A 24645-nucleotide genomic window follows, 5' to 3' on the forward strand; every position below is an offset into this window, starting at 1 on the left:
TGTGTCGTCATCGGGTGGAAGGTTCGGACCAAGCCGCACCGAGCATGCCTTCTGCCGGGGCCCACGCGGTTTGGTGCAGGACGTCATCCGTCGCCTCCACCGCCTTGACGGGGAGCTCCACGCCGCGCGTCGCCTGGTGGAGGCGGTTGCAAAGCTCCTGCGTCGCGTGGAACGCGAATGTCATCTTGCCAGGCAGCAACGTCCAGAGCCCACGAACTCCGTCGGATGCCGCGTGATCGATGATCGCATGGTAAGGCTCGACTCCCCAAGCGTCAGATCTGCTGCCGCGCAGCTCCGTCTTCAGGCACGTGTAGGCCGTGGCTTCGTCGAGACGGAAGACGGATGGACGGAACAATCGTGAAAGTGATTTGATGACCTGGTCTGCTCGAGCGATGGGCACGTCCACACGAGCGCTCGCGTCGCCGAGGAACGGCTGGACCCCACCGAAGAAGGATACAAGGCTGCGACCACCCAGCGCCGGGACGACATACGAGCCGCCGAAGCCATACTCCACGACCGGGTAGTGGATCACCCCGGGCACAGTGACCATGATGTCGGCTCGCGTCAGAAATCGCTCGTGAGGTAGGCCGGCGGCCGCCAGCAATCGGGAGGTCCCAGGTCCGCAGCAGAGGATCACCCTCCCGCCAAGGATGCGTTCCCCCGAGGGCGCGACGACGCCCACCACCGCGTCGCGCTCCACGAACAGGCGAAGCACCGCCGTGTGGAGGCGTAGTCGCGCGCCTGCGTTCATCGCCGCCTGTGCCAGAGACGCGCAGACGTGCTTCGAGCTCACGGTGAAGCTGTCGATGCCCAGCAAATCCTTGCCTCGAAGCAGCGCCTCATCGAGCGGCTCCAGGGCCGCAGGCGGCAGCCTGTCCACACATTTTATGCCCATCGCCGAGAATCTGGCGCTGCTCACATCCGCCTGTCCGGCAGGCATGATATGGATGGTTGGATTCCGGTTGATCGTGGCGTGCGGAAAGTGCTGAGCGAACAGGGCACACGCCTGTTGGCACAATGGCACCAGCTCGGGGTGAAGGTCGGCATATACCGATCCGGAGTGGATGATGCCATGGTTCTTACCCGTGGACCCAGACGCGATCTGGTGCTGCTCCAGCACGATGACCCGCTCACCTGCATGGGCCAGACGCAGCGCGGTCATGAGTCCGGCGATACCGGCACCGACGACGATGGTATCGTACTCTGTGGTCATGGCAACTCCCCGAGCGCTCCGAGCTTCCTACCGCTGATGATCCTCTCCAGGTACGCTGCGTACAGCGACGCATGGGGGCCCGCCGATCGTGCGATTTCGGCCGATGAGATCCAGCCGTTCTGCAGGCCGATCTCCTCCGGGCACCCCACCACCGTGCCGGCCTGCTCGTACAGCGACGCCACGAACGTGGCGGCCTCCAGGAAGCGTTCGGGCGTGCCGACGTCTAGCCACGTGAACTCTGGGCCCAGTCGGTGAACATTGCATCTCCCTCTGCGAACATAGTTCGCGTTGACGTCGCTGATCTCGTGCTCTCCGCGCTCGCTCGGAGTCAGCGAGGCCGCGACGTCGAGAACGCCCGTGCCGTAGAAGTAGATGCCAGGGACCGCGAACGAGCTCGGCGGGACGGCTGGCTTCTCGACGATGTCGAGCGGTCGCCCGTCAGGCCCGAGACACAGCACCCCATAGTCGGTCGGATTGGGGACATGCGCTGCGAACACCGCTGCCTCGTGCGCGCGTACGCGAGAAGCCTCCCCGAGAGTCTCGGCGACGGTCGGGCCGAGCAGCAAATTGTCTCCGAGCACGAGCGCGCAGCCCTCTTGCCCGATGAAGTCGCGGCCGAGGAGCAGCGCGGCGGCGATACCGTCCGGGCGAGCCTGCGCTGCGTAGTCGATCCGGGCCCCGAACCTCTCTCCGTTGCCCAGGATGCGCCGGAACAGCGGGACGTCCGGCGGATTGGTCACGAGCAGGATGTCTCGAATGCCAGCCTGCATGAGCAGGCTGAGGGAATAGAAGATGAGTGGCTTGTCGAAGACCGTCAGCAAATGCTTGTTCACAGCGGCCGTGGCCGGCCACATGCGCTTGGCGGTGCCGCCAGCCAGCAGGATGCCTTTCATTCGACCCGGCCTCGCCTCGCGGTCGGATGCGAGCGTCGCCCACGCGCGGATCCAGCATCCTCGTGGATGGGACGTGGATGGCGCCGGGAGCGCCTCGCTTCGCTGTGCCGGCGCGGCGCACCGCCGGGATCAGGTATGATGCACGGTCGGAACATGGTATATCCAGCTCCCGCCGGAGCGCGCATAATCGGCTTCCTTTTGTTGGATGAATTCCCTGTAGTTCCAGGCGAAGTTGATGGTGTAGGCTGGCGGGTTCTCCAGGAAATGGGCGCGTGACACGACGGGGATGTGCATTCCGGGAGATCTCTTGCCGATTTTTGCCGGCGTCGTGTCCTGGATGAATGCGACCCGCTCGGGGCCGAGTCCGCAATAATTCAGGAGCGTGGTGCTCTTCGCCGTGGCGCCATAGCCGGCGACCGAGCCTCCCGACGCGTGGCATCTTTCGATCAGCTCGGTGAGATCCGCACGCTTCTGTGAGCACCGCCGAGCCCATGCGCTCCACGTGGAGGTCCTGGCGAGCCCTGCCGCAGCCTCCTGGTCCAGGTGCCTCCTTACGGCGGGGGAGTCGGGGTAGGTGCCCCGACGAGCCACGAAATAGCGCATGGATCCGCCCTCGATGCGAAGCGGTTCGACGTCGATGAGCTGCAGTCCGTACCCGCCGAATGCGCGGCTGACGGAGGCCACGCTGAAACCAAAGGCGTGATAGAGCTGGTCGAATGTGCAGTCCCTCCAGATGTCACCCAGGTACACGGCCTCGAAGACGAGGACGCCAGCGGGTTTCAGCAGCTGACAGACTCCCTCGGCGATGCTCCTGAAGGAGGCCACGTGGCCGAGCACGTTGGCTGCGTAGATGACGTCGGCGAGACCGTCGCTCGCCTCGATGCGGGATGCCGTCGCAGCATCGAAGCTGGCGTTCTCGACTCGGAGACCTGCGTTTGCTGCGACCCGAACGACGTTCGCCGACGGCTCGATTCCGACGTGCCTGACCCCGGTCTCACGGATGTACCGCAGGAAGGTCCCATCGTTCGATCCGAGCTCGACGACCAGAGGGTCCGCCGAGTCGACCAGCCACCGGTCGCGGATCCGCGCGGCCGCGGCGCTGAAGTGTGCTTGCAGCGGCTCCGAGCTGGAGGTGTGGTACGCATATCCATCGTGGAACTGCGCGGCCGCGTCCGGCACGTCGTGAAGCTGGAACATGCCGCAATGCTCGCAAATGCTCGGGAGCATCTCGTAGAAATACTCGGAAGCAACGCGCTCAGGATCGAGGAACCCGTTTGCGATGGGCATGCGCCCCAGAGACATGAACGGGCTCAGGTCGTGGTCGCACACGCGACAAGCACCCATGTCTTGGCTCCGAATGGGGTGGAGTAGAAGCGCCGGGGGCGGGACAGCGACGACGGCGAGTCAACCTGGGCGATGGTGGACCGGCGCTTCGGAGCGCGGGTTTGCGATGGTCCCTCGCGCGCGATGTCGGCGAGGCCCCGATTCCTGCCACTGCTCGCCGCCGTGCCTCCCGGGGAGCCCAGGTTCGAGCGGCTGGGCTGCGAGCGCGCTCGGTTCTCACCGCAGCTCCTCGTTTGGTGCCGCCCGCGTTCACCGTTGCGCATGTCGCATCGACCTCAGAGCGTATCCGGCCAGGTGACGGTGTCAATGACCGTATTCGGCGCCAGCTGGAGCGCGCCCATCGCGAGCGCGAACAGCCGCCGCTTATGGTGGCGTCGTAGAATGCCGTCGGCCCCGTGCGGAGGGGGCGATGGCGACGTAGACGCTGCCGACGCAGCAAGCACGAGGGAGCCTGAGGCAGGAGCTGACGCTGACGTATCGGGGTGGTCGTCGCCGTGCCCGGGGCCTCGAGCTCCACGTGCGCAGAGACGACGCGCGAACACTCGTCGAATCGAAGGCAAGCGACGCGCGGGACCCATTCCGTGCCAGAACGTGGCTCGATGCTCTCCCGAATCAGCGACAGGGAGGCCCCCCTGCACCGACAATGCGGCTCACCGCGAGCGCAAGCGCGCCCGCGCGCGTCGCGGCGAGTTCAAGAACTGGAGATGCTCCTCGAGGGCGCTCCACACGGCGGCGATGCGCGGTGGCTCCGGGAGATGGAGCGCATCGGCGAGCGGGATGCGCGGCGATTCCGGGCCGGATCCTCCCGCACGCTGGCTGTCGCGTGAAGGCGGCGTCTTCGATGCGTGGATGATAGGTCGAGGGTGTGTCGCTCTTCCAGGAGGGGCATATCGCGTAAGGACTCTCCTGTGGCTCTTTGGGCGGAGATCGAGGGCACCGCCGGACCATGGCGACGATGACGTTCGGATAGGACGACCACGTCGCCCACGCCATCCCGCTCGACCGGCTGCGCGAGGCGATGCGGCGGTACGGGAGGCTCGGTGAGCCGGGGCGCTAAGCCGGATTTGCGATGCCGGATCGAGAGCCGACATGCGCCTCCCGGGAAGAGCGAAGTCCCGACTCAGATGATCAGCAGGAGTTCGAGCTCGCTCTCCTTTCCCGGCGCGCCCCCCGCGGGCACGTGAGGCGCGTTGACAGGCGCCAGCCGGAGCGCGCCCAGCGGCCGCGGCCCCGAGCTCCCCGGCGGAGGCCCGCCGGCGCCGGCCGCGCCGCGGGCGGCCTCGCCGTGCGCGCGCTGCGCGCAGCCGGCGATCGCGGCGCGCACCGCGCGCAAGACGCGCTCCGTGTCGAGCCCCCCGGGCTCCTGAGCCGCCCTGGCGAGGCTCTCGTCGATGCAGGCGGCGCACGGGGCGGAGGTGGCCGCGAGCCGCACCACCAGCGTCGCCTCCAGGCGACCGAGCTCTACCCTGTTGAATGGCACCGTGAGCGCCGAGCCGCGGCCCTGGCCGACATCGACGCTGACGAGGACGGTTTCGCCGTCACGTATCACCATGGTTTCCCGGGGAGGGCGGCCACTTACGCGCTCTGGCGCAGGCTCACGAAGACTTGTGTTGACAAGGATCCACAGGCGATCGGAGCTCGCCTGTCCGCTCTCCTCCGCAGCGTCGCTGGTGCGGCCTTCTGCCATTCTCACGCCCTCCGAGGAGGCGAACCTACAGCCGTTGGAGGCGGACGGCGATGGCCCTTCCGGACAGACAATGTCCGGACGGGCGCGTCCGCCGAGGACGCCGCCGCGCCCGGTGAGCGCGGCGGACACGGAGGTTTTCGCTGCGTCCGTTGCGCCGTCCGGCGCGAGGCGGTAAGCACAGCCGGCGAGCGGAGGGCGGAGCGTGGATGAGCCGGAGCGGCGCGACGAGGACCCGGACCAGGGCGCGGGCGAAGCCGGGAGCGAGCGCGCGTCGCTCGGCATCCTGTTCCTCGCCGCGGCGTTCGCTCTCGCGCTCCTGCTGACCGTCGTGGCCCTCCTCGCGTTCGCGGCGATGAGCCCGCGGTCGCCGTCGCCGGTCGGGGTCGGCGCCCTGGTCGGCGCTCCGGTCGACGCTCTGGTCGACGCTCTGGTCGACGTTGTGGGCGCGCCCGACCCGAGGGGCTAGCCGCAGGTCTTCTGGACCAAGCCGAGCAGCGCGCTGAAGTCGACGGGCTTCTTCAGGTAGGCCGTGCCCTCGGGCGGGCCGTCGTGGCCGGAGACGATGGTCACCGGGATCGCCGCGAGCGCGTGCACCTGCTTCAGCGCGGCGAGCATCTCCTCGCCGGTCATGATCGGCATCATGAGATCGAGCAGGATGAGCCCGGGCGGCGGGTCCGCCTGGTGCAGGAGATCGAGCGCCTCCCTGCCGTTGCTGGCGCAGTAGACATCGTAGCCCGACGACTCGAGCATCTCGCGGAGCATCTCGCGGAGCTCGGCGTCGTCGTCGACCAGGAGGACGGGGGCGCGCGAGTTCGGGGGAATCGGCGTCACGCGCGGCCCGTCGAGCCCGTCGGTTGGCCAGGGTTCACTCATCGCTGTTACCTCTTCCAGACTGCGCAAGCATGCAGGAGCGATAGCAGGCGAGCACCGCGCACGCATTGCATGCCCTCAGCATCGTCGGATCTTCTCCGGACATGGTTCCGGGCTACGCGGGGGCGGCGCCGCTCCGCGCCGAGCAGCGGGCGAGGGGCGTGGCGGGAGCACGGGCACCGCGAGCGAAGCCATGCGAAGCGCCGAGGGTTACGGGAGTTGCGCCGCGGGTCAAGCCTCTCCGCTCGCCGACCGCGCGGGCGGCGTGATCGGCGCGGCCGCCGCGCTCCGGCGGCGCGCGCCGCCCGCGAGGCCGGGGCCGCCTTCGCCCCCCTCGCCCTCCAGCGCTCCGGGCCGGAACCCGAGCGCGCGCGCCTGGGCAGGGCGGGTGTGGCGGCGGCGCCAGACCACGGCGTCGAGCATGTAATGGGTCGCCTGCGGCAGCGCGAGCAGCGGCACGAGCAGCGCCCGCGCGCGCGGCCCGAGGAGCGGCTCGTCCCCTGTCCGCGCGCCGCCGAAGAGCTCCGGCCGGTCGTGCCAGACGAGCCGGTCCCAGAGCATCTCCTCGACGAACGCGAGCGCCAGCGCGACCCCGAGGAAGGCGAGCAGCCCGGCGGCGAGGACCCGCGCGAGCAGCGAGCGCGGCGCCTCGCGGGCCCGCTCCCGGGCGTACGCGAAGACGAGCGCCATGTACGGGACCCCGTGGACGATCACGTTGGTGACCGTGAACTGGAAGTCGCTGTCGGTCGCGACGATGCCGACGTACCACGTCGCCGCGGTCGTCGCGACGACGACGTGCTTGCCGAGGTTGAGCGGCGCGCGGTCGACGCAGGCCCGCTGGATCGCGCGGGCGACGTACGCGACGGCGAGCGCGGCGTACACCGCGCCGAGCGGGCCCACCGCGGCCGCGAGCCAGGGCGCGCTCACGAAATCGCCGTCCACGAACCACTGGAACGCGCGCGGTTGGTGAGCGTGCGCGTGCCAGTAAAGGAGCGGCCACCCCGTCGCCGCGTAGACGAGCGCGTCGTCGAGGAGGCGATCGAGGCGCGAGCGCTCGCCCGCGAGCGCGCGGTAGATCGCGACCCACCCGACCTGCTGGCGGACGAAGTGGATCACGGCCACGTAGGCGAGCGCGCGCCAGAAGGTGAGCTCGGAGGCGAGGTGGAGCGCGACGCCGGCGGCGTAACAGGCGAGCGGGACGCCGGCGTAGAGCGCGGGGTGGCGGCGGAGCTCCTCCGGATCGAGGTACGTGCGGAAGAGCGTCGTGTGCACGTGCGCCACGTCGACGCCGACCACGAAGAGCAGGAAGCCCCAGGCCGGGAGCGCGCCCCCCGTCGAGAGCGCGGCGAGGGCGAGGGCGACCGCCGCGGAGCCGCCGAACACCGCGAGGTCGACGCCGCGGCCCCACATGAAGCCGCCGCGGGCCGCGCCGGGGGGCCCGGCCGGCAGCGCGCCAAGGAGGTCGGGCCCGGCCGAGGCCAACGCCGAGACCCGCGCGTCAGCCGTGGATGGCCGCGGAGATGATCCAGGCGAGGCCCAGGATCACCGAGCCGATCACGATCGCGAGCGCCGTGTTCTGGTCCTCCTCGATCTCCTTGCGGATGGAGAAGGGGGTGAGCTTCGTGATCAGCATGAACGCCAGCAGGAAGACGAGCAGCCCGACGGCAACGAAGACGAGCGTTCCGATGACGGCTTTGATCAAATTTTGAACGTCGGGCATCGGCGGTTCTCTCTGGGCGTGGGGCGGCGCGCGGCGCGCGCTCGTGACGTCGTGAGTTCGGGGCGTGAGCCTACGCGAGTCGGCCGGCAGGGTGAAGCGCGGTCGCTGCGCCGCGTCGCTCCTCGACGCGCGCACCCGGGCGGCGACGTGCTATCGCCCTGCGGTGTCCACGACCGTGAGCCGAACCCTGCCCCGCCGCTCCCTCACGGCCGCGCTCGTGGCGCTCGGCCTGCTCTGCGCAGGCGCGCCCCACCTCGCCGCGGCAGCGCCTCCGTCCGGCAAGGCGGCGCGTGCGCCCGCCGGCAAGGCGGCGCGCGGCGGGGGCGCGCCGATCGGCAAGGCGGCGCACACGGCGGGGGCGCCGAGGCGCGCCGCGGCGGCTCCGGCGGAAGCGCCGCTCGATCTCGCGTTGCCCGTCGAGCGGGTCACGCTGAAGAACGGGCTGCGCGTGGTGCTGAGCCCCGACGAGAGCTCGCCCACGGTCGCGGTGGCCGTGACGTACGACGCGGGCTCGCGCGACGAGCCGAGCGGCAGGAGCGGCGTGGCGCGCCTCGTGATGGAGAGGATGGCCCGGAGCAGCCGCAGCCTGCCGGCGGGCGAGCCCCGGCGCCTCGTGGCCGAGCGCGGCGGCGAGCTCCACGCCGAGGCGGACGTCGATCGCACCACGTTCACGGCGGCGCTGCCCGCGAACGAGCTCGCGCTGGCGCTGTGGCTCGAGGCCGATCGCATGAGGGCCCCCGCGCCGAGCGCAGAGGGCTTCGAGGCGCAGCGCAGGGACGCGCTCGAGCGCCGCGGCGCGGTCCTCGGCGCCGCCCACGGCCAGGGCGCGATCCGGCTCCGCGAGCTCGTCTTCCAGGGGTACTGGCCCCACGAGCACCCGGCGCTCGGCGAGGAGGACCATCTCGCGGGCGCGGAGCTCTCGTGGGCCCGCGACTTCCACGAGGCCCACTACGGCCCGAACAGGGCGGTGCTCGCGATCTCCGGCGGCTTCGACGCGGGCGCGGCGATGGCGCTCGTGCACGAGTACTTCGACGGCATCCCCGCCGTCGCCGCCGCGCCCTTCAAGGACGTGCCGTTCCCCGAGCAGACGAGCCAGCGCACCGGCGTCGTGAGGGACAGCGCCGCCCGCGCGCCGTCCATCGTCTACGGGTGGGCCGTGCCGCCGCGCGAGCACCCGGATCACCACGCGCTCGCGCTCGCGGCCGCCCTGCTCGGGCGCGGCGAGAGCTCGCGGCTGAAGGCTCTCCTCGTCGGGAGCAAGGCGGTCGCGCGGTCGGTGCGGGTCGCGATCGACGGCCACCGCGGGCCCGATCTCTTCTCCATCGACGTGCGGCTCGCCGAGGACGTCCGGGTCGGCGACGTCGAGAAGCTGATCGAGGGCGAGATCCGGGCGCTCGCGACGGCGGGACCCTCGCAGGCCGAGCTGACGAGGGCGCGCCGGCTGCTCCAGTCGGCGTTCGTGGCGGGCCTCGCGGACGCGAGCGCGCGGGCGCGGGCGCTCGGCGAGCACGAGCTCCTCTTCGGGGACGCCGCCCACCTGAACGGGGAGCTCGCGCGCTGCTTCGCGGTGACCCGGGAGGACGTGCAGCGCGTCGCGCGCGACCACCTCGGCCCGACGCGCCGGACGATCGTCGAGACCTATCCCCCTGGGCTGCCGGCAGCCTCCTCGCCGCCGCGCACGTCGGCCCGCGCGCGGCGGGCCGGAGGCGGGGCGCGCGCCGCGGCGCCGGAGCAGGACGCCGAGGTGGCGGCGCCGGGCAAGGGCGCAGCGAAGGCGGCGCCTGGCAAGGGCGCGGGCAAGGCCGCGCCGCGCAAGGGAACGGACAAGGCCGCGCCGGGCAAGGGCGCGGGCAAGGCCGCGTCGGGCAAGGGCGCGGGCAAGGCAGCGCCGGGCAAGCGCCCGGCGAAGGCGCACGGCGGGGCGAGCCGGCCCGCGCCGGATCCGGCGCCGGCGAAGCCGGCGAAGCCCACGAAGAAGTGACGCGAAGAGGCGAGCGACGGAGAACGCGTGACGCGATGAACGAGCGAAGCGAGCGACGCGACCTGCGCGGGCGACGGACCGCGCGCCCCTGGCTCTCCTGGACCGCGGCGCTCGCGGCCGCCGTGGCGTGCGGCTGCGCTGCTGGGCGGGCGCCGCTGCCGCCCGCGCAGGCGGGCGCGCCGGCGAGGCCCGCGCCGGCGACGTCCGCGCCGGCGGCGCCGCCGGCCGAGGCCGCTCGCGGGGAGCAGCCGCCGCCGTCCGGCCCCGCGAAGCCCGCGCGCATGCCCGCGATCACCTGGGCCGAGCTCCCGAGCGGCCTCCGCGTCGCCACGGCGGTGAGCCGCGCGCTGCCGCTCGTGGAGGTCCGGGTGGTCATCCGCGGCGGCGCCGCGGCCGACGGCGAGCGCACGGGGCTCGCCGCGCTCACGGGCGAGCTCCTCCTGCGCGGGGGCGCGGGCGGCCTCCCCGGCCGCGAGCTGCTCGCGCGCGTCGAGTCGCTCGGCGCCTCCCTGCGGGTGGACACCGGCCTCGACGCGACCGTGATCGGGCTGCGCGCGCCCAGCGATCGCCTCGCGGAGGCGGCCCTGCTGCTCGGGCACGTCGTGCAGCGGCCGCGCCTCGACGCCGCGGAGCTCGCCAAGCTGAAGGCCCAGGCCGCCGAGGCGGCGCGGGAGCGCGCGCGCTCGGACGGCCGCTGGGGAGCGCTGATGGTCCTCTTCCGCGACCTCTACGCGCTCCCGACCGAGCTGCACCCCTACGCCTCGTTCGGCGCGACAGCGGCGGAGCTCCCGCAGATCTCCGCGGCCGACTGCCGCGCGTTCCACGCGGCGTGGTACGTCCCGAAGAACACCGTGGTGGTGGTGGCGGGCGACACGACGCCCGAGGCCGCGCGCGCGGCCGTGGAGAAGGCCTTCACCGACCGCCGCGGCGCGGAGCCACCGGCGCTCTCGTTCACCGATCCGGTGCCTCCGGCGTCGCTCAAGGTCACGATCGTCGATCGCCCGAAGAGCGCGGAGAGCGAGCTCTTCCTCGGCGTGCTCGGCCCCGAGCGCAGCGCCTCGGAGTGGCCCGCGCTCGCGGTCGCGGGCGAGGTCCTCGGCGGCCCCTCCGGGCGCCTCTCGCAGGAGCTGCTCGAGCCGCGCGGGCCGGCGCGCGAGGTGTCCGCGGCGCCGCTCGACGTCGCGCACGGGCCCGTCCCGCTCCTCGCCCACGTCCGCGTCCCTGCGGCGCGCACGGGCCTCGCCGCGCAGGCGATGCTCGAGCACGCGGAGCAGCTCGCGGCCGCGGCGCCCTCGCAGGAGGAGGTCGACGCCGCGGCGCGGCGGCTCGCGGCCGGCCTCGGCCTCGGCCTCGGGACGGCCGCCGGGCTCGCGGACGAGATCGCCGTCATGCAGGCGCTCGATCTGCCGGACGACCACCAGGAGAGCTACCGCAAGGAGCTCCGGGACATCACGCCGGCCTTCGCCGGCAAGGTCGCGCACGACGACGTGCGACCGGCGCACGCCGCGATCGTCGTGGTGGGCGACGCCCAGGCGATCGGCCCGATGCTGAGCCGCCTCGGGGACGTCAAGGTGGTCGACCCGACCCGCGCCTTCGAGCGGAAGCGCACGATCCCGCGGGACGCGGGCGCCTCGCCGCCCGGCGCTGGTCGCGCGGCGCCGGCCGAGGAGCCGCAGTGACGGCCGCCGGGCGCCGCGCCCCGCGCGCGGCGGCGCGTGGTCCAGCGCCCGCGACGCGCGCCTTCGCGCTCGCGGCGGGGCTCGCGGCCGTGTCCTCCCCGGGCGCCGTGGGGGCGCAGCCGAAGCCTGCGCCGGCGGCCCCAGCGCCGTCGGCCCCAGCGCCGTCGGCGTCGGCGGCGTCGGCACCCGCGCAGCTCGACGGCGCGACGTACGACTACGAGCACCCGTCTGCGCCGGCGACCGGCGCCGCCGAGCAGGGCGCGGCGCAGGCCGGGGCTGCCGCGCCCCCGGTGCCGCCGGAGCGGCGCTGGCGGGGTCGCGCCTTCGTGCACCGCCTCGCGGCCGCCGATCCCGCGCGGCCGCTGCCGATCCTCGTGTTCCTGCACGGCACCAACGAGGCGCGGATCGAGCACCGCTGGATGGGGGGCGGCCAGGAGGGCGACGTGCGCCGGATCGCGGCGCAGCTCATGGAGGCGGGCCGGATCCCGCCGATGCTGGTCGCCGCGCCGAGCGCCGTGCTCCCGGCGGCGGTCGCCGTCGCGCGGACGAGCTGGCCTGCCTTCGATCTGGACGCGTTCCTCGACGCCACGGCCGCGCGGCTGCGCGGCGTCGCGACCCTCGACCGAGCGCGCGTCGTCGTCGCGGGCCACTCCGGCGGCGGCTGCAACAAGGCGGGCGGCATCGCGACCGCGCTCCGCGCGTCCACCCCCGTGCACGCGGCGCTCGTGATCGACACGTGCATGGACGCCGACATCGCGCTCCCCCTCGCGCGCGCGCGCCCGACCACGCACGTCGTCGTGTCGTGGCAGACCATGACCTGGGCCAAGCGCCCCATCGCCGACTTCCGCCGCGCCTTCCAGCGCGGCGTCGAGGCGCACCCTGCGGCGCCCGGCGTCCTCCGCGAGCTCGAGCCGCTCGTCCCGACGGAGCCGATGCCCCACGACGCCATGGTGCCGCTGGTGCTGCGGCGCTGGCTGCCGCCGCTGCTCTCGCCGGACGCCGCGCCGAGCGTGCCCTGCGTCTCGCCGTGACCGTCCCAGGGCGCGCCGCCGCATGATTTCCCTGCGGAGCGGTCGTTGCCAATCCGCGCGTGAGTGAAATCGGCGGGTCCGCGCGCGCCTCAGGCCGCTCGGTGATCGCGCCATGCGGGCAGGCTTGGCTGTCCTCGTCGTGGCCAGACCCAAAGCTTCGTGCGCGGTGGCGCCGGGCTTGCATCAAGACGGCGGCGCAGGTGCAGCCATGGCGCAAGAAGCCCCCAAGCCGGCCGAGAAGAGACGGCCAAAGCATGTACGTAGCCCCCTGAAAGACGTCGCGCCGAGCCGCCCCAGGGGACTGCCCGCGCAGGAGGATCGAGAGCAAGCGCCGAAGGCCGAGAAGGATCGCTCGCCCGCGTCACCTGGCGAGCGATCGACCCAGGCGCCCCACGGAATGCCTTCGCGTGGGCACGAACCGCGCGGCGGGCACGACCGGAGCGAGCGGCAACGCCGGAGCAGCGCCGAGCAGGCGCATGGTGATCGTGAGCTCGCTCAGCAGCTTCGCGTCGATAGCCTCCGCTGCTCGACGATGGCCGGCTCCGGACACCCGACCTCCAGCCTGTCGGCGGCCGATCTCATGGCGGTGCTCCTCCGCGACCACCTCCGCTGGGACCTGAGCCATCCGGAGAACCCGAACAGCGATCACCTGATCTTCTCGAAGGGCCATGCCTCCCCGCTGCTCTACGCGATGCTCAAGGCGGCGGGCGTCATCTCCGACGCGGAGCTCCTGTCGTACAGGCGCTTCGGGAGCCCGCTGCAAGGGCACCCGGTGCCGACGCTCCCCTGGGTCGACGTGGCGACCGGCTCCCTGGGTCAGGGTCTCCCCATGGGCGTCGGGATCGCGCTCTCCGGGAAGTACCTCGAGAAGGCTCCCTACCGTGTCTGGGTGTTGCTCGGCGACAGCGAGATGTCCGAGGGATCCATCTGGGAGGCGTTCGACCACGCGCGCCACACGAAGCTCGGCAACCTCATTGCCATCCTCGACATGAACCGCCTCGGGCAACGCGGACAGACGCCCCTCGGCTGGGACTCCGCGGCCTATGCGGCGCGCGCCCGCGCGTTCGGCTGGCGTGCCCTGGAGATCGACGGCCACGATCCAGCCGCCATCTCCGGCGCCTACGCCGAAGCGCTCCGCGCCTCGGACGCGCCCGCGCTGATCGTCGCGCGCACGGTGAAGGGAAAGGGCGTGTCCCTCGTCGAGGACAAGGACGGCTGGCACGGAAAGGCGCTCGACAAAGCGCAGTGCGCGACGGCGATCGAAGAGCTGGGCGGCATGCGCGACATCGTCGTCGCGCCAGAGGCGCCTGCGCCGGGTGAGCCTGCTCCGCGGCCCACCGCCGGGCCGCTGAGGCTCCCCACCTACGAGCGCTCCACGGCCGTCGCGACGCGGAGGGCCTACGGCGACGCGCTCGAGGCGCTCGGCGCTGCGCGCGCGGAGATCGTCGCCGTGGACGCCGAGGTCAACAACTCGACCTTTGCCGAGGAGTTCGCGAAGGCTCATCCAGATCGCTATTTCGAGATGTTCATCAGCGAGCAGCAGATGGTGGCCGCGGCCGTGGGGCTGAGCGTCCGGGGCTGGTCGCCCTTCGCGTCGACGTTCGCGGCTTTCCTCACGCGCGCCCACGATTTCCTCCGGATGGCCGCGGTGTCGAGGGCCAATATCCGCGTGTGCGGCTCGCACGCGGGCGTATCCATCGGCGAGGACGGCCCGTCGCAGATGGGGCTCGAGGATCTGGCCATGATGCGCGCCATCCACGGGAGCACCGTGCTCTACCCGTGCTGCGCCAATCAGGCCGCTCGGCTGGTGGCTGCCATGGCCGACCAGAAGGGTATCGTCTATCTCCGAACGACGCGCGAGAAGACGCCCATCCTGTACGATGCGACCGAAGCGTTCCCCATCGGCGGGAGCAAGGTGCTGCGCGAGACACCCCACGATCGCGTGACGATCATCGCCGCCGGCATCACCGTCCACGAGGCGTTGAAGGCCCACGCAGAGCTCGAGGCGAGCGGGCTCTTCGCTCGAGTCCTCGACGCGTATGGCATCAAGCCGATCGACGCCGCCGGCATCCGCGCGGCGGTGCAGGCCACGGCTGGAAACGTCGTCGTCGTGGAGGATCACTGGGCCGAGGGCGGCCTGGGCGACGCCGTGCTCGAGGCCTTGGCCGGCGAAGAGCCCGTCGTCGCGCGCGTCGTCCACCTGGCCGTGCGGGAGATGCCCGGCTCGGGCACCCCGGCCGAGCTCCTGCGTGCGGCGGGGCTGGACGCTTCCGCCATCGCTGGCGCAGCGAAGCGCCTCCTCTCCGGCGAAGCACGCCGCGCGCGATAGCCCTGGCCTCGCGCGACGCGAGCGCGGGCACGCCGCGGCTCGGTCGCCGGCCGATCGTGGTACGACGCCAGTGCCAGGACCGACATGCCCTGCGCCTCGCGGTGACCCGCCCGGCACCCGCGCGGGTGCCGGGGCGGAGGCGCGGACAAAAGAAAAAGAGGAGCGCCCGTCCGACGGTGTGGGGGGGGAAACCGTCCCTCAGGCGCTCCGGTGGTAGGGCTATGCAGGAGCTGGGCCAGGAGTCTCCTGACGCGAGTCCGTGAATTTACACAGGCACCGTACGGGCGAGGCTTTCGTTTCTGGTGTGGCGGCTTTCGTTCCTGAAGCGCAGGGGCGCCGTCTTCGCGTTCCCGGGCGTTGCACGGTGGCGCTCGGCAGGGCGCCTGGCCAGGCGAGCGCTGCGGCTAGGCAGGGCGGTAGGGCGTGCCGGCAATGGCTCCGACGCGGCGCGTCTTCGCCACGCGCCTCGCCTGCTGCCGGATGTGCTCCACGGCCTTCTCGAAGAAGGCCTCGGGGGAGGCCTTGCTGACGGTGATCTGCTCTCCGCCGATGAGGACGACGAGGAGGCCCCTGTCGGTCCTGCCCACCGCGAAGAAGTCGACGGTGAACGGCAGCTCGTCCTCGACGGTGAGGGACAGCTGGCATTTCAAGACCTCGCCGACGCCGGGCTGATTCTCGACGACGAACCGCTGCAGGAGCCCGTTGGCGTGGGCGTCTCCGGCGATCCGGTTGAGCGCCCACTTGTCCCTCGGCCAGGCCATGTGGTCACGGAGCTCGGTTATCCATTGCAAGAGCTCCTCGGCGACCTGGCCGATCGCCGCCTTGGAGGCCTCATAGGACAGCTTGATCTGCTCGTATTTCGTCATCGGGGCTCCATCGCTCTCCGGCGCGCCCTCGACGCTACCAGATCGCCGCGCCTCGCCGCACGCGGATCGGGCCCCTCGGCCTCGCCGACGTCGCGGGACTCTTCGGCGCAGCGCGCAGCGCGCAGCGCGCTGCGGGCGGCCTCGCGGTGCTCGCGCTCCCTGGTCTCCGCGCGCCGCGGCTGACGGAGCCGGCCGGGCTCGCTCAGGCGTATTGTTGCAGCAGCGCGCCGCGCATGGGGTTGTCGCAGGCCTTCACCGCCGCGCGGAGCGCGTCCCTGTCGACCGGCACCCTGTGCAGGCTGACGTTGACCGCGCCGCCTTGCGCCTCCACGGTCGCGTACTCGGCGTGGTGCAGCAGCGTCGGCGGCCCGCCGTTCGCGTACTCCTTGAAGGGGAGCCCGACGCTCCCCGGGTTCACGAGGAGCGTGCCGCGGTGCTGGCGGAGCATCTGGAGGTGCGTGTGCCCCCCGGCCATCACCGTCGCAGCGTGGCCCGCGAGGCGGCGATCGAGCTCCTCCGGCGGGGTGTTCGCGAGCAGATCTTCCATGTGAGACCGGGGCGAGCCGTGGAACACGAGGAGCGTCGAGTGCGCGTCGAGCGGGATCTCGAGGCGCGCCTGGAACGTGCGCAGGAAGCCGAGCTCGTCCGCCGACAGCTGGTCGCGGCACCAGTCCACCGCGTCGACGACGATGGGGGCCTCGGTGTAGGTGCGGATCAGCTCCGGATCCAGCATGAATTCGTCGTGGTTCCCGAGGATGCACGGGCACCCGAGCTCCTGCAGCATGTCCAGGATGGCCGAGGGCCGCGGCCCCAGCGTCGCGACGTCGCCGAGGCAGATCACCTGATCGACGCCCGTCGCCCGGATGCTGGCCAGCACGGCCCTGAGCGCCACTTCATTGCCGTGGATGTCGGATATCAGCGCGATCCGCATGGCAAGACCCCCCTTCAGCAGCCATCGAGACGTTGGAGCGGCTCTCGGCGCCTCGCGGCGTCCGATCGGCGGACTCGTGACGATAGACCATGTCCGCCGGCGCCTCCAGCCCCTCGCGCCCGGCCGGGCGAGGCGCGAGGCGGCGCGGCGGCGCGACGGCTGGCGGCGATGGACACGCGCGTCATAGCCGCGAAGTCTCCCTGTCCGCGCCGGACCACGAGCGGGTAGGATCCGCGCGTGCGCGCGCTCTGGCCGGTGGACATCGTCGCCTTGAATCCCGTGTCGTGCGGCGCGGTCCTGTGGCGCATCGGCGGCGTGCTGCGTGTCACGATCCTCGTGAAGGCGACGTTTGCGCTCGGCGCGGACGGCGACGCGGCGCTCGTGGCGCCCGAGCCCGTCGAGCGCGAGGACCGCTTTCACGACGACGACCCCTCGCGGAGCCTGCGCTTCGCGAGCGACACCGCGCCGTACCTCCCCGGCGCCGGCGTCGTGCTCACCGGGCACGCGCATGCTTCGGACGCCACCGGTCCGGTGATCGGCCTCTCGGTGAGGCTCGCGCTCTTCCGCGATGGGCCGCTGCTCGACAAGACGATCCACGTCTTCGGGGACCCCGCGCCCGGCAGCATCGCGCCCGCGCCGTTCCAGAGGATGCCGCTCGTGTACGAGCGCGCGGCGGGCGGGCCCAGCCATCCTTGGAACCCGGTCGGCGTCTCCGAGGCCGGCGAGGGCGCGCGAGCCGACGCGCTGGATCCAGCGATGGGCGCAAGGCGAGCGCGCCCGAACCTGGTCAATCCTGCGAGCCCCCACCGGCCCGCGTGCTTCGCGCCCATCGCGCCTCACTGGGCCTTGCGGAAGCGGCTCTTCAACGGCTTCGAGCCAGGCGCCACGCGGCGTTCGGCGCAGCTCGGCTCGCCCGGCGCGGACCCCGCCGCCGCGGGGCGCGCGGAGGTGCTCCACATTCCGGAGGACTTCGACTTTCGCGCCTTCAACCCGGCGCCGTTCGATCAGCAGATCCCCTTTCTGCAAGGCGATGAGCGCATCCTCCTGGAGAACCTGAGCGCGGGGAGAGCATTTATCTGTACGCGCCTCCCCTCGGCGCGCGCTCGTGTGCGCCGCTTCCGCATCGACGCCGCGCAGGCGGGCGGATCGCAGGAGATCCCGCTGGTGGCCGACACGCTCGTCATCGACGGAGATCGACAGATCGCCTCGCTGGTGTGGCGGGGCAACTTCGCGACGGAGAGCGAGGAGGCGCTCCAGGGCATCCGCCTGTTCGCGGGTGTCGAGACGCTCAAAGGGACCATTCCGTGGCCGGAGCGCGGCGCGTCGCTCCCCGGGGGCCCTGCGGCGACGCGCCGGAGCTCGGCGCCTGCCGTTTCTCTCCCCAGGCCGATAGCGGCGCCGGCCGCGCTGGCGGAGACCGGCCCCCTCGAGAAGAGGGAAAGGCCAGTGCTCCCCTTCCGCGATGCGCCTGCCGCGCCGCAGGCTCCTGCCGATCTCGCCGTGAGCGGAGGCATCACAGGACCGCTCGGCCAGAGGATGCCGATCCCCGAGGACAGGCTCGCGGAGGTCGGGGCAGAGCGGGCGCAGTTCCCGGTGGCAGCGCCGGGGACGAGCGCGTCGCGCGGGGAGGACCCCATCCCGGGCGCGCCGTGGAGCCCGATGGCCGCGCCTCGGCTCGTCAGCCCCGCTGGCGCCGGGGGCTCGCAGGCCGGGCGCACGCTGGTCGACCGAGGAGATCCTGAGAGCGGTGTCGTGGAATCGGCGCCGCCGCTGGAGCCGCATCCCGTGGCGGCTCCTCGGGCGGAGTCATCCGGGTCGACGCTCGTGGCGCGAGAGCCATCGAGGCAGGAGGCGGTCTATCCGGCGGTGGAGGTGGCACCGCCGGAGAGGGTGAGTCCGCAGTTCGAGGTGGCGCCGCCGGCGCTGGCCGAGGTGGCGCTGCCGGCGAGGGGGAGTCGGCCGCCCGAGGTGGTGTCGCCGGAAGCCGTATCGCCGCCTGTGACGAGCGAGCCGCTCGTTGGGCTGGAGGCGCGAAAGCGCGCCGAGGCGAGGCTCGCTGAAGGAGGCGATTTCAACGGAGACGACCTGTCGGGCGGCGATCTGTCGGGGCTCGACTTCAGCGGGCGTTCGCTCGCGCGGTGCGCGCTCCGCGGCGCGAGGCTCCGTGGTGCCCGTCTCGCAGGGACCAGCCTCGTCGAGGCGACGCTCGACGAGGCCGACCTCCGCGGCGCGGATCTGTCTCGCGCCGATCTCACGAACGCGCGCGCCGACCGCGCGGAGCTCGTCGAGGCTTCGCTCGAGGAGGCGGACCTCCGAGGCGCCTCGCTGCGCGGGGCGAACCTGGAGCGAGCGCGGCTCGCGCGTGCCCGCGGCGACGGCGCGATCCTCTCCGCGGCGAACCTGGCAGGCGCCGACCTGGAGGATGCGCGCTTCGTGGGCGCGTCGTTCGCCGGCGCCAACCTGCGTGACGCGAGGGCCGATCGCGCCGATTTCATGTCGGCGCGGTTCGACCGCGCCGATCTCGGCGCAGCCTCGTTCTGCAAGACCCGCCTCGTCGCCGCGGTGCTGGCGCACGCGAAGCTCGATCTGACCGATCTCCGCGGCGCCAACCTGGAGCGTGCCAATCTGCATGGGGCCTCGCGGAGGCGGGCGAAGATCGCGGGCGCCAGCATGAAGGAGATCGACGAGACGGCGCCGGTGAGCCCGGAAGATCCCGAAGGCTCGTGAGCGATCGAGGGGCAGGGTACGATCGGGGAGGCGACCGGCACGCCGTACCGGTGACTGCGGCGGGGCCGGGCCGCGTGACGGCTCGAGGCGCGCCGACACCTCCCTTGGCCAACGCCCTCAGGGCGCCAGGACGATCACGTTGGTCACGCTGGGCACGATCTTGGCGCCAGGCGCATTGGTGTTGTTCTGGATCGTCATGCTGGTGAGCCGCGCGAGCGGCATCCCCCCGACCACCACGGTGAACGCCCCTGTCACCGTGCGTGCAGGGCCCATCACGGTGCCAGACGCGACGCCGGTCGCCAGGCCGGCGTTATCACCGTTCGTGAGCATGGGCATCGTCGCCATGTTGTGCGCAGGCGTGCACGTCATAAGGACGTTCGGCACGAACCCCACGTCGGTGGGATCCATCGCGATGTTCGGATAAGGCACAGGGACCGGAGCCGGCGCAGGTGGGGCCGGGGTGAGGCACACGTCGGGAAACGCCAGGCACATGCCGCCAGCGCTCGTCTTTGCCAACATATCGGGATCTCCTCTCTTTTGCGTAGCGGTCAGCCGAGGTGGATCTGCTCGCCATCGACCTTGGCGAGGACACGGGCCGAGATGATCGCGTTCTCTCCGCGAATGCCGATCAGGTTCTGGGCGCGTAGATCGACGGTCCCCGCGCGTGTCTGATCGATCTCCTCCACGAAGCGGAACACGCGCTTGGCGCGCTGGGTCAAGCGGGTGAGGATTGTGTCGGCCTCCTGCGCCACGAGCGCGATCTTCGTCACCTCGGCCTGCACGAGCCGCCCGAAGAAGCCAAGCTCATCGATCGCGATGGCTCCCTTCTTGGCGCGCACGTGCACCTCGGCGCCCGTCATGGCCACCTCGCGGGCGCCCACGATGTCGACGCGTTCCGACGCGCAGACCGCGATCCGCCCGCCTCGTGCCTGCACCACCAGATCGCCGTCGGTCGCGAGCTTCGTCGGCGCGCCCTCGCGGCCATCGAGCACGGCCAGCACATAGACCCCCTCCGGCTCGATGGCGCAAAGCACCTTGTCCCCGACGTCGGGCGCGACGAGGCAGCTCTTCGCGCGTCGCGCCTCGCAGCTCGACGCGCCGAGGCGTACCACGAGCGTCGCGCCGACCCGCTCAACGCTCCCCGTCTCGAGATAGGCCTCCGGCCTCGCAAGCTTCTTTACGGCTGTCACGGTATCAACCCTTTCTCCACGTCGTCTGTGCTGTCCCTTGCGGAGCGTCTCCTGAACGACCTGCTCCTCGCCTCGACTGCAACCTGCTTCACGTCTTCACAGGGGGCGCCGCGCCATGCCTCGGCTGCCATCGTTCCACCCTGGCCAGCTCCTCGTCATCGCCGAGCCACCCCGAGAGCAGCGGCAACACCGCGCCGTCGCGCTTTGCGAGATGGAACCGGGTTCGATACAGGCCGGCTCCAGAGAAATCGGCGGCCGACACGTCGGCGTGCGAGAAGTCCGCCTCCCGGAGCCTGGCATCGACGAACCGCGCTCCAGCTGCCAGCGCGCGACCAAAGTAAGCTTCCTCGAGGAACGCGCCGGAGAGGTCCGCTTTCAGCAGCTCGGCCTTCTCGAACACCGCCTGGGGGAACTGGCCGTTCGAGAGGCGCGCCCCGTGCAGCTTCGCCTCGCCGAAGAAGCACTGCGGCCCCCTCGCGCCTTCCAGTCGGGCTTCGCGCAGGTCGGCTCCCATGAAGTTGCACTGCGCGCAGTCTGCCCCGGCGAAGCTCGCGCCGGCGAGATCGCTCTTCATGAACTGCGTGCGGAACAGCCTTGTATCGGCGAAACCCTTCGGCCCGAGCTTGGCCTCGACGAGCGTGGTCAGCGCGAGGTTCGCGGCGGCGAGGTCGGCCGTGCGCAGATCGGCGCGGTAGAGGGTCGCCTTCTCGAGGTTCGCCCGGGCGAAGCTCGCCCGGTCTGCGTCGATGTCGACGAGGTTCGCTCGGTCGAGGTTCGAGCCCGCGAACGACGACCCACGGAGCGAGGTCTTCACCCAGCTCGCGATGGGCGCCTCGACGAGCGCGAACGACGCGCCATCGGCGGCGCACTCGACGAAGGCAGCCGCGATGTGCTTGCCGCCGTCGAAGCGCGCCCCTTCGAGCCGCGATCGATAGAAGCTCGCGTGGCGCAGGTCCGCGTCGCGCAGATCGCACCGGGTGAGATCGCACGCGATGAAGCTCGACTCCTTCAGGAGCGCGGCGCGCATCGCCGCCGGGAAGCGCACCTCTTCGAAGCTCGCCCCTGACAGGTCCGCCCCGTCGAGCGCGAGGTGCGACAGGTCGACGTGGCGCACCGGCTCGCCGTGCCGGAGCTTGTCGAGGAGCTCATCGCGGTTCATGAGCCACCTCGCTGGGCGTCCGCGCTCGGGAGGAAGCGCACGTGGCCGACCTCGGCCTCCGCGAACGTGGTCTGCTCGTCGCCGGCGACCCGCGACAGGTCGGCGCGGAACAGGTTCGCTCCGGTGAAGTCTGCGCCTGTCAGCCGGGCCTTGGAGGCGAGCGCGTCCATCAGATTGGCCCCCTGCAGCGATGCGTCTCCGAGGTTGGTGCGGATGAGCAGGCCGCCCTTGAGGACGGCGCGCTCCAGGCTGGCCTCGGAGGCGTCGCATCCGGAGAGGTCGGCGCCGCGCAGGTTGGCGCGGTCGAGCCGCGCGCCTGCGAGGACGGTGCCGCGCAGGTTGGCCCTTTCCATGTCGGCGTCGCTGAAGTCGGCCTCGGGAAAGGACGATCCGTGGACGACGACGCCTTGCTGGAAGTGCGCCTCTCGGAACGAGATGCGTTTTCCACGACATGCGACGAACGTCGTTTTGCGGAGCGTGGCGCCCGAGAAATCGGCGTTGTTGAGCGTGCTCTCCACGAGGTTTGCGTCCGACAGGTCGGCGCCCGTGAAGCGGGTATCAGAGAGGTCGACCTTCAGCAGGTTGCACTGGCCCAGCGTGGCGCCCGTGAAGTCTGCGCCGCCGGGCCTCGTCTCGAGCCAGTCGGCGCCCGTCAGATCCGCGCCGGAGAAGCGCGCCCCGGCGAGCTCGGCGCGGCTCAGCACGGCGTCGTGCAGATGGGCACGCTCGAGCACGGCGTTGCGCAGCGTTGCTCCTCCCAGGTTCGCGCCGCGGAGCCGCGCCTCGGTGAGGTTCGCGCCCTCCAGGTTCGCCCTGGCGAGCACCGCGCCGTCGAGAACGGCCCGGGAGAGGTCGCACCCCGAGAGATCGGCCGACTCGAGGAACGCGCCGGAGAGGTCCACGCCGGACAGGGACATTCCCGCCAGGTTCGCACCCGTGAAATCGCGGTTCGCCAGGGGCTCGCCGACCTCCATGGCGAGCCTGACGATCACGCGCGCGCGCTCCGATGCCTCGGGTTCCATCGCCGCGGCCGCGGGCTGCAGGTGCCCCATCCGCCGGTACATCTCGAACAGGCCCCGCTCCTGCTCCTCGATCGTCGCGTGATACCCCGGGTCGGCCAGCATCTGCTCCACGTCGTCCAGCACGACGCCGGCCTCGCGCGCCTCCGCCGCCATCGAGCGCAGCGCTGTCAGGTGCGCCTTTGCCGAGAACTTGGGCGGCCCTGCGCCCTCCTCGGCCGCCTTCTCCATGGCAGCATCGAAGTCCTCGCCCCTCTCGGCCCAGGCTCGTCTCGCCTCCTCGCGGGCCTGCGTCTCCGACGCTCGGGCTCGCTCCATCAGCTCCTCGGTCCTCAGGGACGCGGCCTCGACATACGCGGCGAGGCCGTCGAGGTCGTCTGGCGGCGGCTCGGGAAGGGGAGGCAGCTCGTCGAGGCCGTGGTCCTTTGGGTCGAGCCCTTCGGCCTCGATGCGTGCCCGCGCCTCGGCGAAGCTCCGCTCCTGACCCCGACGCAGGTTCTGGGCGGCCAGGTTCTCGCTCTTGACCCAGCGTCCCATGTCGCCAAGATCGATGTTGGGCGCGACGCCCGACGCGCGCGGCGGCATGAGGTCGCCGTCGGAGATCTCTGCGACCGCGCCTTTGTCCTTGTCGAGGCGGCGCGCGAGCGCTGCCTGGTAGTGCTCGATCGGGCGCGGCGAGCCGGGCTCTTCGCACGCGCAGAGCAGCTGTACGATGTCGGCCGCGTCGTCCTCGGCGATCGCGAGCACGCCGTGGAAGATGACGACGCCGAGCTCCTCGGCGGGGAACACCCAGACCGTGTCGGGGCGCATCGGGATCTCGAGGAAGCGATCGCCTTCCGGGGTGTGGTGGGTGACGAACGATCGCGTCACGAGGTCGGGCAGCCGCCCCACGAGGCGAGGCTTCTCGGGGTGCATGTTCTCTATGAGGATCTCTTCATCCCCGCGAAAGAGACCATCGAGCCACTGATCCTCGGGTGCCACGTTGAAGAAGGTCGGATCCGTGTCCGCGGGGATGCCCGGAAAGTGCTCGTCGAGCCAGCGTTTGTCGTAGGTGCCGGCGCGCCTCCTGCGCTGCGCGAACGTGATGTCCATCGGCAGGAAGCCGGCGGGCTCCGGGCGCTCCGACGGCGTGCGGATCATCGCGCCGTAGAGCTCGACGTTGGGCAGCGGGTGGACGGAGCGGCCGCCGAGGTCGAGCGGCTGGGCGCCTTTGCCGTGAGGGTTCCTGTCGTAGCCGGCCCCGCCGAACGCGTGCGCCCAGTCGATGCGCTGGGTGATCATCGGCGCGGGCTCGGTCGGCACGCCGTCTCGCCACGTCCGGTCGCCCACCACCGCGAGGCGCTTGTCGACGCCTCCGATCTGGGCCCTCACGTACGAGGCGCGGGTGGGCACGCCGCCGGGGGCGTGGAAGCTGCCCGCGACGAGCAGCTCGCCGCGCGTCTTGGCGAAGCCTTCGTCGATCGCGCCCTGCTCACCGAGCGCGCCGGTGACGGTGCGCCAGAACGACAGCTCGTCGACGAGCGCGCGAGGGCTCGTGAGCGGGAAGCCCAGCATGGCGGTCACATGGAAGTAGCACCGGCGCCGGAACTCCAGCACTCGGGTGAGCATGGGGACCTTCATGGGCTTGACGATCTTCACAGGACCTCTCGTCGAACGTGGGGCCAAGAGCCACGATGACCTGTCGAGCGTTGCAGCGGTTTCATCGATCAACTGCGATAGGGCGGGCCCTGCGGGCGCCGCAGCTCGCGGATGTGCTTGCCGTCGACGGGGAGGCGCTCCTTCAGGTAGAGCTCGACGTAGCCGCATTGCTGGCAGGCGTACGCTTCGAGCCTTCCGCTGGTGCCGTCCAGGCCTAGCTTACCGGTGACCGCGAGCTGAAATTGGGTTGCTTTATTCTGGGTACCGGGGTTCGGATCGTTGTTCGCGACGTACTCCACGTACCAGAGGGCCGTGCAGAGACATTTGGGGCATGTTCCCGTCGCTTTCATGAAGACCTCCGTCGCGAG

General features: G+C 71.7%; 20 protein-coding genes. 6 read left to right on the forward strand and 14 right to left on the reverse strand.

All coding sequences use genetic code 11. The features are described from left to right. Positions 1–7 precede the first annotated feature (7 nt). The 4 genes from WMF27_RS42850 to WMF27_RS42865 form a co-directional block, all read right to left on the reverse strand. Positions 8–1213 (reverse strand): NAD(P)/FAD-dependent oxidoreductase, encoded by a 1206-nt coding sequence (locus WMF27_RS42850; RefSeq protein ID WP_437763100.1) that lies wholly within the window; start codon positions 1211–1213, stop codon positions 8–10. Next, positions 1210–2106, reverse strand: coding sequence for a sugar nucleotidyltransferase (locus tag WMF27_RS42855; RefSeq protein WP_437763099.1), 897 nt, complete (start codon positions 2104–2106; stop codon positions 1210–1212). The genes WMF27_RS42850 and WMF27_RS42855 overlap by 4 nt, the downstream gene beginning before the upstream one ends. Positions 2107–2235: 129 nt before the next feature. Further along, on the reverse strand, positions 2236–3450 hold the full coding sequence (locus WMF27_RS42860; RefSeq protein ID WP_437763098.1) for a methyltransferase domain-containing protein: 1215 nt from the start codon (positions 3448–3450) through the stop codon (positions 2236–2238). Between the two features lie 1120 nt (positions 3451–4570). After that, on the reverse strand, positions 4571–5002 hold the full coding sequence (locus WMF27_RS42865; protein WP_437763097.1) for a hypothetical protein: 432 nt from the start codon (positions 5000–5002) through the stop codon (positions 4571–4573). Between the two features lie 337 nt (positions 5003–5339). On the opposite strand from WMF27_RS42865, the gene WMF27_RS42870 reads away from it, so the two are divergent. Next, a complete protein-coding gene (locus tag WMF27_RS42870) occupies positions 5340–5603 on the forward strand; it encodes a hypothetical protein (RefSeq protein WP_437763096.1) in 264 nt (87 codons plus the stop codon). On the opposite strand, the gene WMF27_RS42875 is transcribed toward WMF27_RS42870, so the two are convergent. The 3 genes from WMF27_RS42875 to WMF27_RS42885 all read right to left on the reverse strand — a co-directional run bounded on the left by WMF27_RS42875 (position 5600) and on the right by WMF27_RS42885 (position 7727). Then, on the reverse strand, positions 5600–6010 hold the full coding sequence (locus WMF27_RS42875) for a response regulator (RefSeq protein WP_437763095.1): 411 nt from the start codon (positions 6008–6010) through the stop codon (positions 5600–5602). The genes WMF27_RS42870 and WMF27_RS42875 overlap by 4 nt on opposite strands. Before the next feature lie 228 nt (positions 6011–6238). Further along, a complete protein-coding gene (locus WMF27_RS42880; protein WP_437763094.1) occupies positions 6239–7489 on the reverse strand; it encodes a hypothetical protein in 1251 nt (416 codons plus the stop codon). Positions 7490–7505: 16 nt separating this feature from the next. Continuing rightward, positions 7506–7727, reverse strand: coding sequence for a DUF350 domain-containing protein (locus tag WMF27_RS42885; protein WP_437763093.1), 222 nt, complete (start codon positions 7725–7727; stop codon positions 7506–7508). 64 nt (positions 7728–7791) lie between these two features. Here WMF27_RS42885 and WMF27_RS42890 point away from each other — a divergent pair, with 64 nt between their 5' ends. The 4 genes from WMF27_RS42890 to WMF27_RS42905 all read left to right on the forward strand — a co-directional run bounded on the left by WMF27_RS42890 (position 7792) and on the right by WMF27_RS42905 (position 14747). Next, complete coding sequence (locus WMF27_RS42890; RefSeq protein WP_437763092.1) at positions 7792–9708, forward strand: M16 family metallopeptidase; 1917 nt, start codon at positions 7792–7794, stop codon at positions 9706–9708. A gap of 35 nt (positions 9709–9743) precedes the next feature. Further along, a complete protein-coding gene (locus WMF27_RS42895) occupies positions 9744–11387 on the forward strand; it encodes a M16 family metallopeptidase (protein ID WP_437763091.1) in 1644 nt (547 codons plus the stop codon). Then, positions 11384–12418 carry a hypothetical protein gene (locus WMF27_RS42900; protein WP_437763090.1) on the forward strand — a complete coding sequence of 345 codons (1035 nt, stop codon included), beginning with the start codon at positions 11384–11386 and terminating at the stop codon, positions 12416–12418. The genes WMF27_RS42895 and WMF27_RS42900 overlap by 4 nt, the downstream gene beginning before the upstream one ends. 397 nt (positions 12419–12815) lie before the next feature. Beyond that, positions 12816–14747: a transketolase gene (locus WMF27_RS42905; protein ID WP_437769939.1), complete on the forward strand. Its 1932-nt coding sequence runs from the start codon at positions 12816–12818 to the stop codon at positions 14745–14747. Between the two features lie 404 nt (positions 14748–15151). Here WMF27_RS42905 and WMF27_RS42910 read toward each other — a convergent pair whose 3' ends face one another. Then, a complete protein-coding gene (locus WMF27_RS42910) occupies positions 15152–15613 on the reverse strand; it encodes a hypothetical protein (RefSeq protein ID WP_437763089.1) in 462 nt (153 codons plus the stop codon). A 202-nt stretch (positions 15614–15815) separates the two neighbouring features. Beyond that, positions 15816–16544 carry a metallophosphoesterase family protein gene (locus WMF27_RS42915; protein ID WP_437763088.1) on the reverse strand — a complete coding sequence of 243 codons (729 nt, stop codon included), beginning with the start codon at positions 16542–16544 and terminating at the stop codon, positions 15816–15818. Between the two features lie 237 nt (positions 16545–16781). Between WMF27_RS42915 and WMF27_RS42920 the strand changes: the two genes are divergently transcribed. After that, entirely contained in the window at positions 16782–19271 is a 2490-nt protein-coding gene (locus WMF27_RS42920) for a DUF2169 domain-containing protein (protein WP_437763087.1), read from the forward strand. A gap of 117 nt (positions 19272–19388) precedes the next feature. Here the strand turns inward: WMF27_RS42920 and WMF27_RS42925 are convergent, their stop codons facing one another. The 5 genes from WMF27_RS42925 to WMF27_RS42945 form a co-directional block, all read right to left on the reverse strand. Continuing rightward, complete coding sequence (locus tag WMF27_RS42925; protein WP_437763086.1) at positions 19389–19790, reverse strand: DUF4150 domain-containing protein; 402 nt, start codon at positions 19788–19790, stop codon at positions 19389–19391. A gap of 29 nt (positions 19791–19819) precedes the next feature. After that, complete coding sequence (locus tag WMF27_RS42930; protein ID WP_437763085.1) at positions 19820–20461, reverse strand: DUF3540 domain-containing protein; 642 nt, start codon at positions 20459–20461, stop codon at positions 19820–19822. Positions 20462–20549: 88 nt separating this feature from the next. Continuing rightward, positions 20550–21620 carry a pentapeptide repeat-containing protein gene (locus tag WMF27_RS42935; RefSeq protein ID WP_437763084.1) on the reverse strand — a complete coding sequence of 357 codons (1071 nt, stop codon included), beginning with the start codon at positions 21618–21620 and terminating at the stop codon, positions 20550–20552. Beyond that, positions 21617–24277 (reverse strand): DUF2169 family type VI secretion system accessory protein, encoded by a 2661-nt coding sequence (locus WMF27_RS42940; protein WP_437763083.1) that lies wholly within the window; start codon positions 24275–24277, stop codon positions 21617–21619. Before WMF27_RS42940 ends, WMF27_RS42935 begins: the two co-directional genes overlap by 4 nt. Positions 24278–24345: 68 nt before the next feature. Next, a complete protein-coding gene (locus WMF27_RS42945; protein WP_437763082.1) occupies positions 24346–24627 on the reverse strand; it encodes a hypothetical protein in 282 nt (93 codons plus the stop codon). Between the last annotated feature and the right edge of the window lie 18 nt (positions 24628–24645).

Source organism: Sorangium sp. So ce281, from assembly GCF_051527395.1.
In the GTDB taxonomy this organism is placed as follows: Bacteria; Myxococcota_A; Polyangia; order Polyangiales; family Polyangiaceae; genus Sorangium; species Sorangium cellulosum_B.

Excerpts from the sequence above, each read along its gene's own strand:
- WMF27_RS42850 (WP_437763100.1), bottom strand. The coding sequence starts at position 1,213 with ATGACCACAGAGTACGATACCATCGTCGTCGGTGCCGGTATCGCCGGA.
- WMF27_RS42855 (WP_437763099.1), bottom strand. The coding sequence starts at position 2,106 with ATGAAAGGCATCCTGCTGGCTGGCGGCACCGCCAAGCGCATGTGGCCG.
- WMF27_RS42860 (WP_437763098.1), bottom strand. The coding sequence starts at position 3,450 with ATGGGTGCTTGTCGCGTGTGCGACCACGACCTGAGCCCGTTCATGTCT.
- WMF27_RS42865 (WP_437763097.1), bottom strand. The coding sequence starts at position 5,002 with ATGGTGATACGTGACGGCGAAACCGTCCTCGTCAGCGTCGATGTCGGC.
- WMF27_RS42875 (WP_437763095.1), bottom strand. The coding sequence starts at position 6,010 with ATGAGTGAACCCTGGCCAACCGACGGGCTCGACGGGCCGCGCGTGACG.
- WMF27_RS42885 (WP_437763093.1), bottom strand. The coding sequence starts at position 7,727 with ATGCCCGACGTTCAAAATTTGATCAAAGCCGTCATCGGAACGCTCGTC.
- WMF27_RS42895 (WP_437763091.1), top strand. The coding sequence starts at position 9,744 with ATGAACGAGCGAAGCGAGCGACGCGACCTGCGCGGGCGACGGACCGCG.
- WMF27_RS42905 (WP_437769939.1), top strand. The coding sequence starts at position 12,816 with ATGCCTTCGCGTGGGCACGAACCGCGCGGCGGGCACGACCGGAGCGAG.
- WMF27_RS42910 (WP_437763089.1), bottom strand. The coding sequence starts at position 15,613 with ATGACGAAATACGAGCAGATCAAGCTGTCCTATGAGGCCTCCAAGGCG.
- WMF27_RS42915 (WP_437763088.1), bottom strand. The coding sequence starts at position 16,544 with ATGCGGATCGCGCTGATATCCGACATCCACGGCAATGAAGTGGCGCTC.
- WMF27_RS42925 (WP_437763086.1), bottom strand. The coding sequence starts at position 19,790 with ATGTTGGCAAAGACGAGCGCTGGCGGCATGTGCCTGGCGTTTCCCGAC.
- WMF27_RS42935 (WP_437763084.1), bottom strand. The coding sequence starts at position 21,620 with ATGAACCGCGATGAGCTCCTCGACAAGCTCCGGCACGGCGAGCCGGTG.
- WMF27_RS42945 (WP_437763082.1), bottom strand. The coding sequence starts at position 24,627 with ATGAAAGCGACGGGAACATGCCCCAAATGTCTCTGCACGGCCCTCTGG.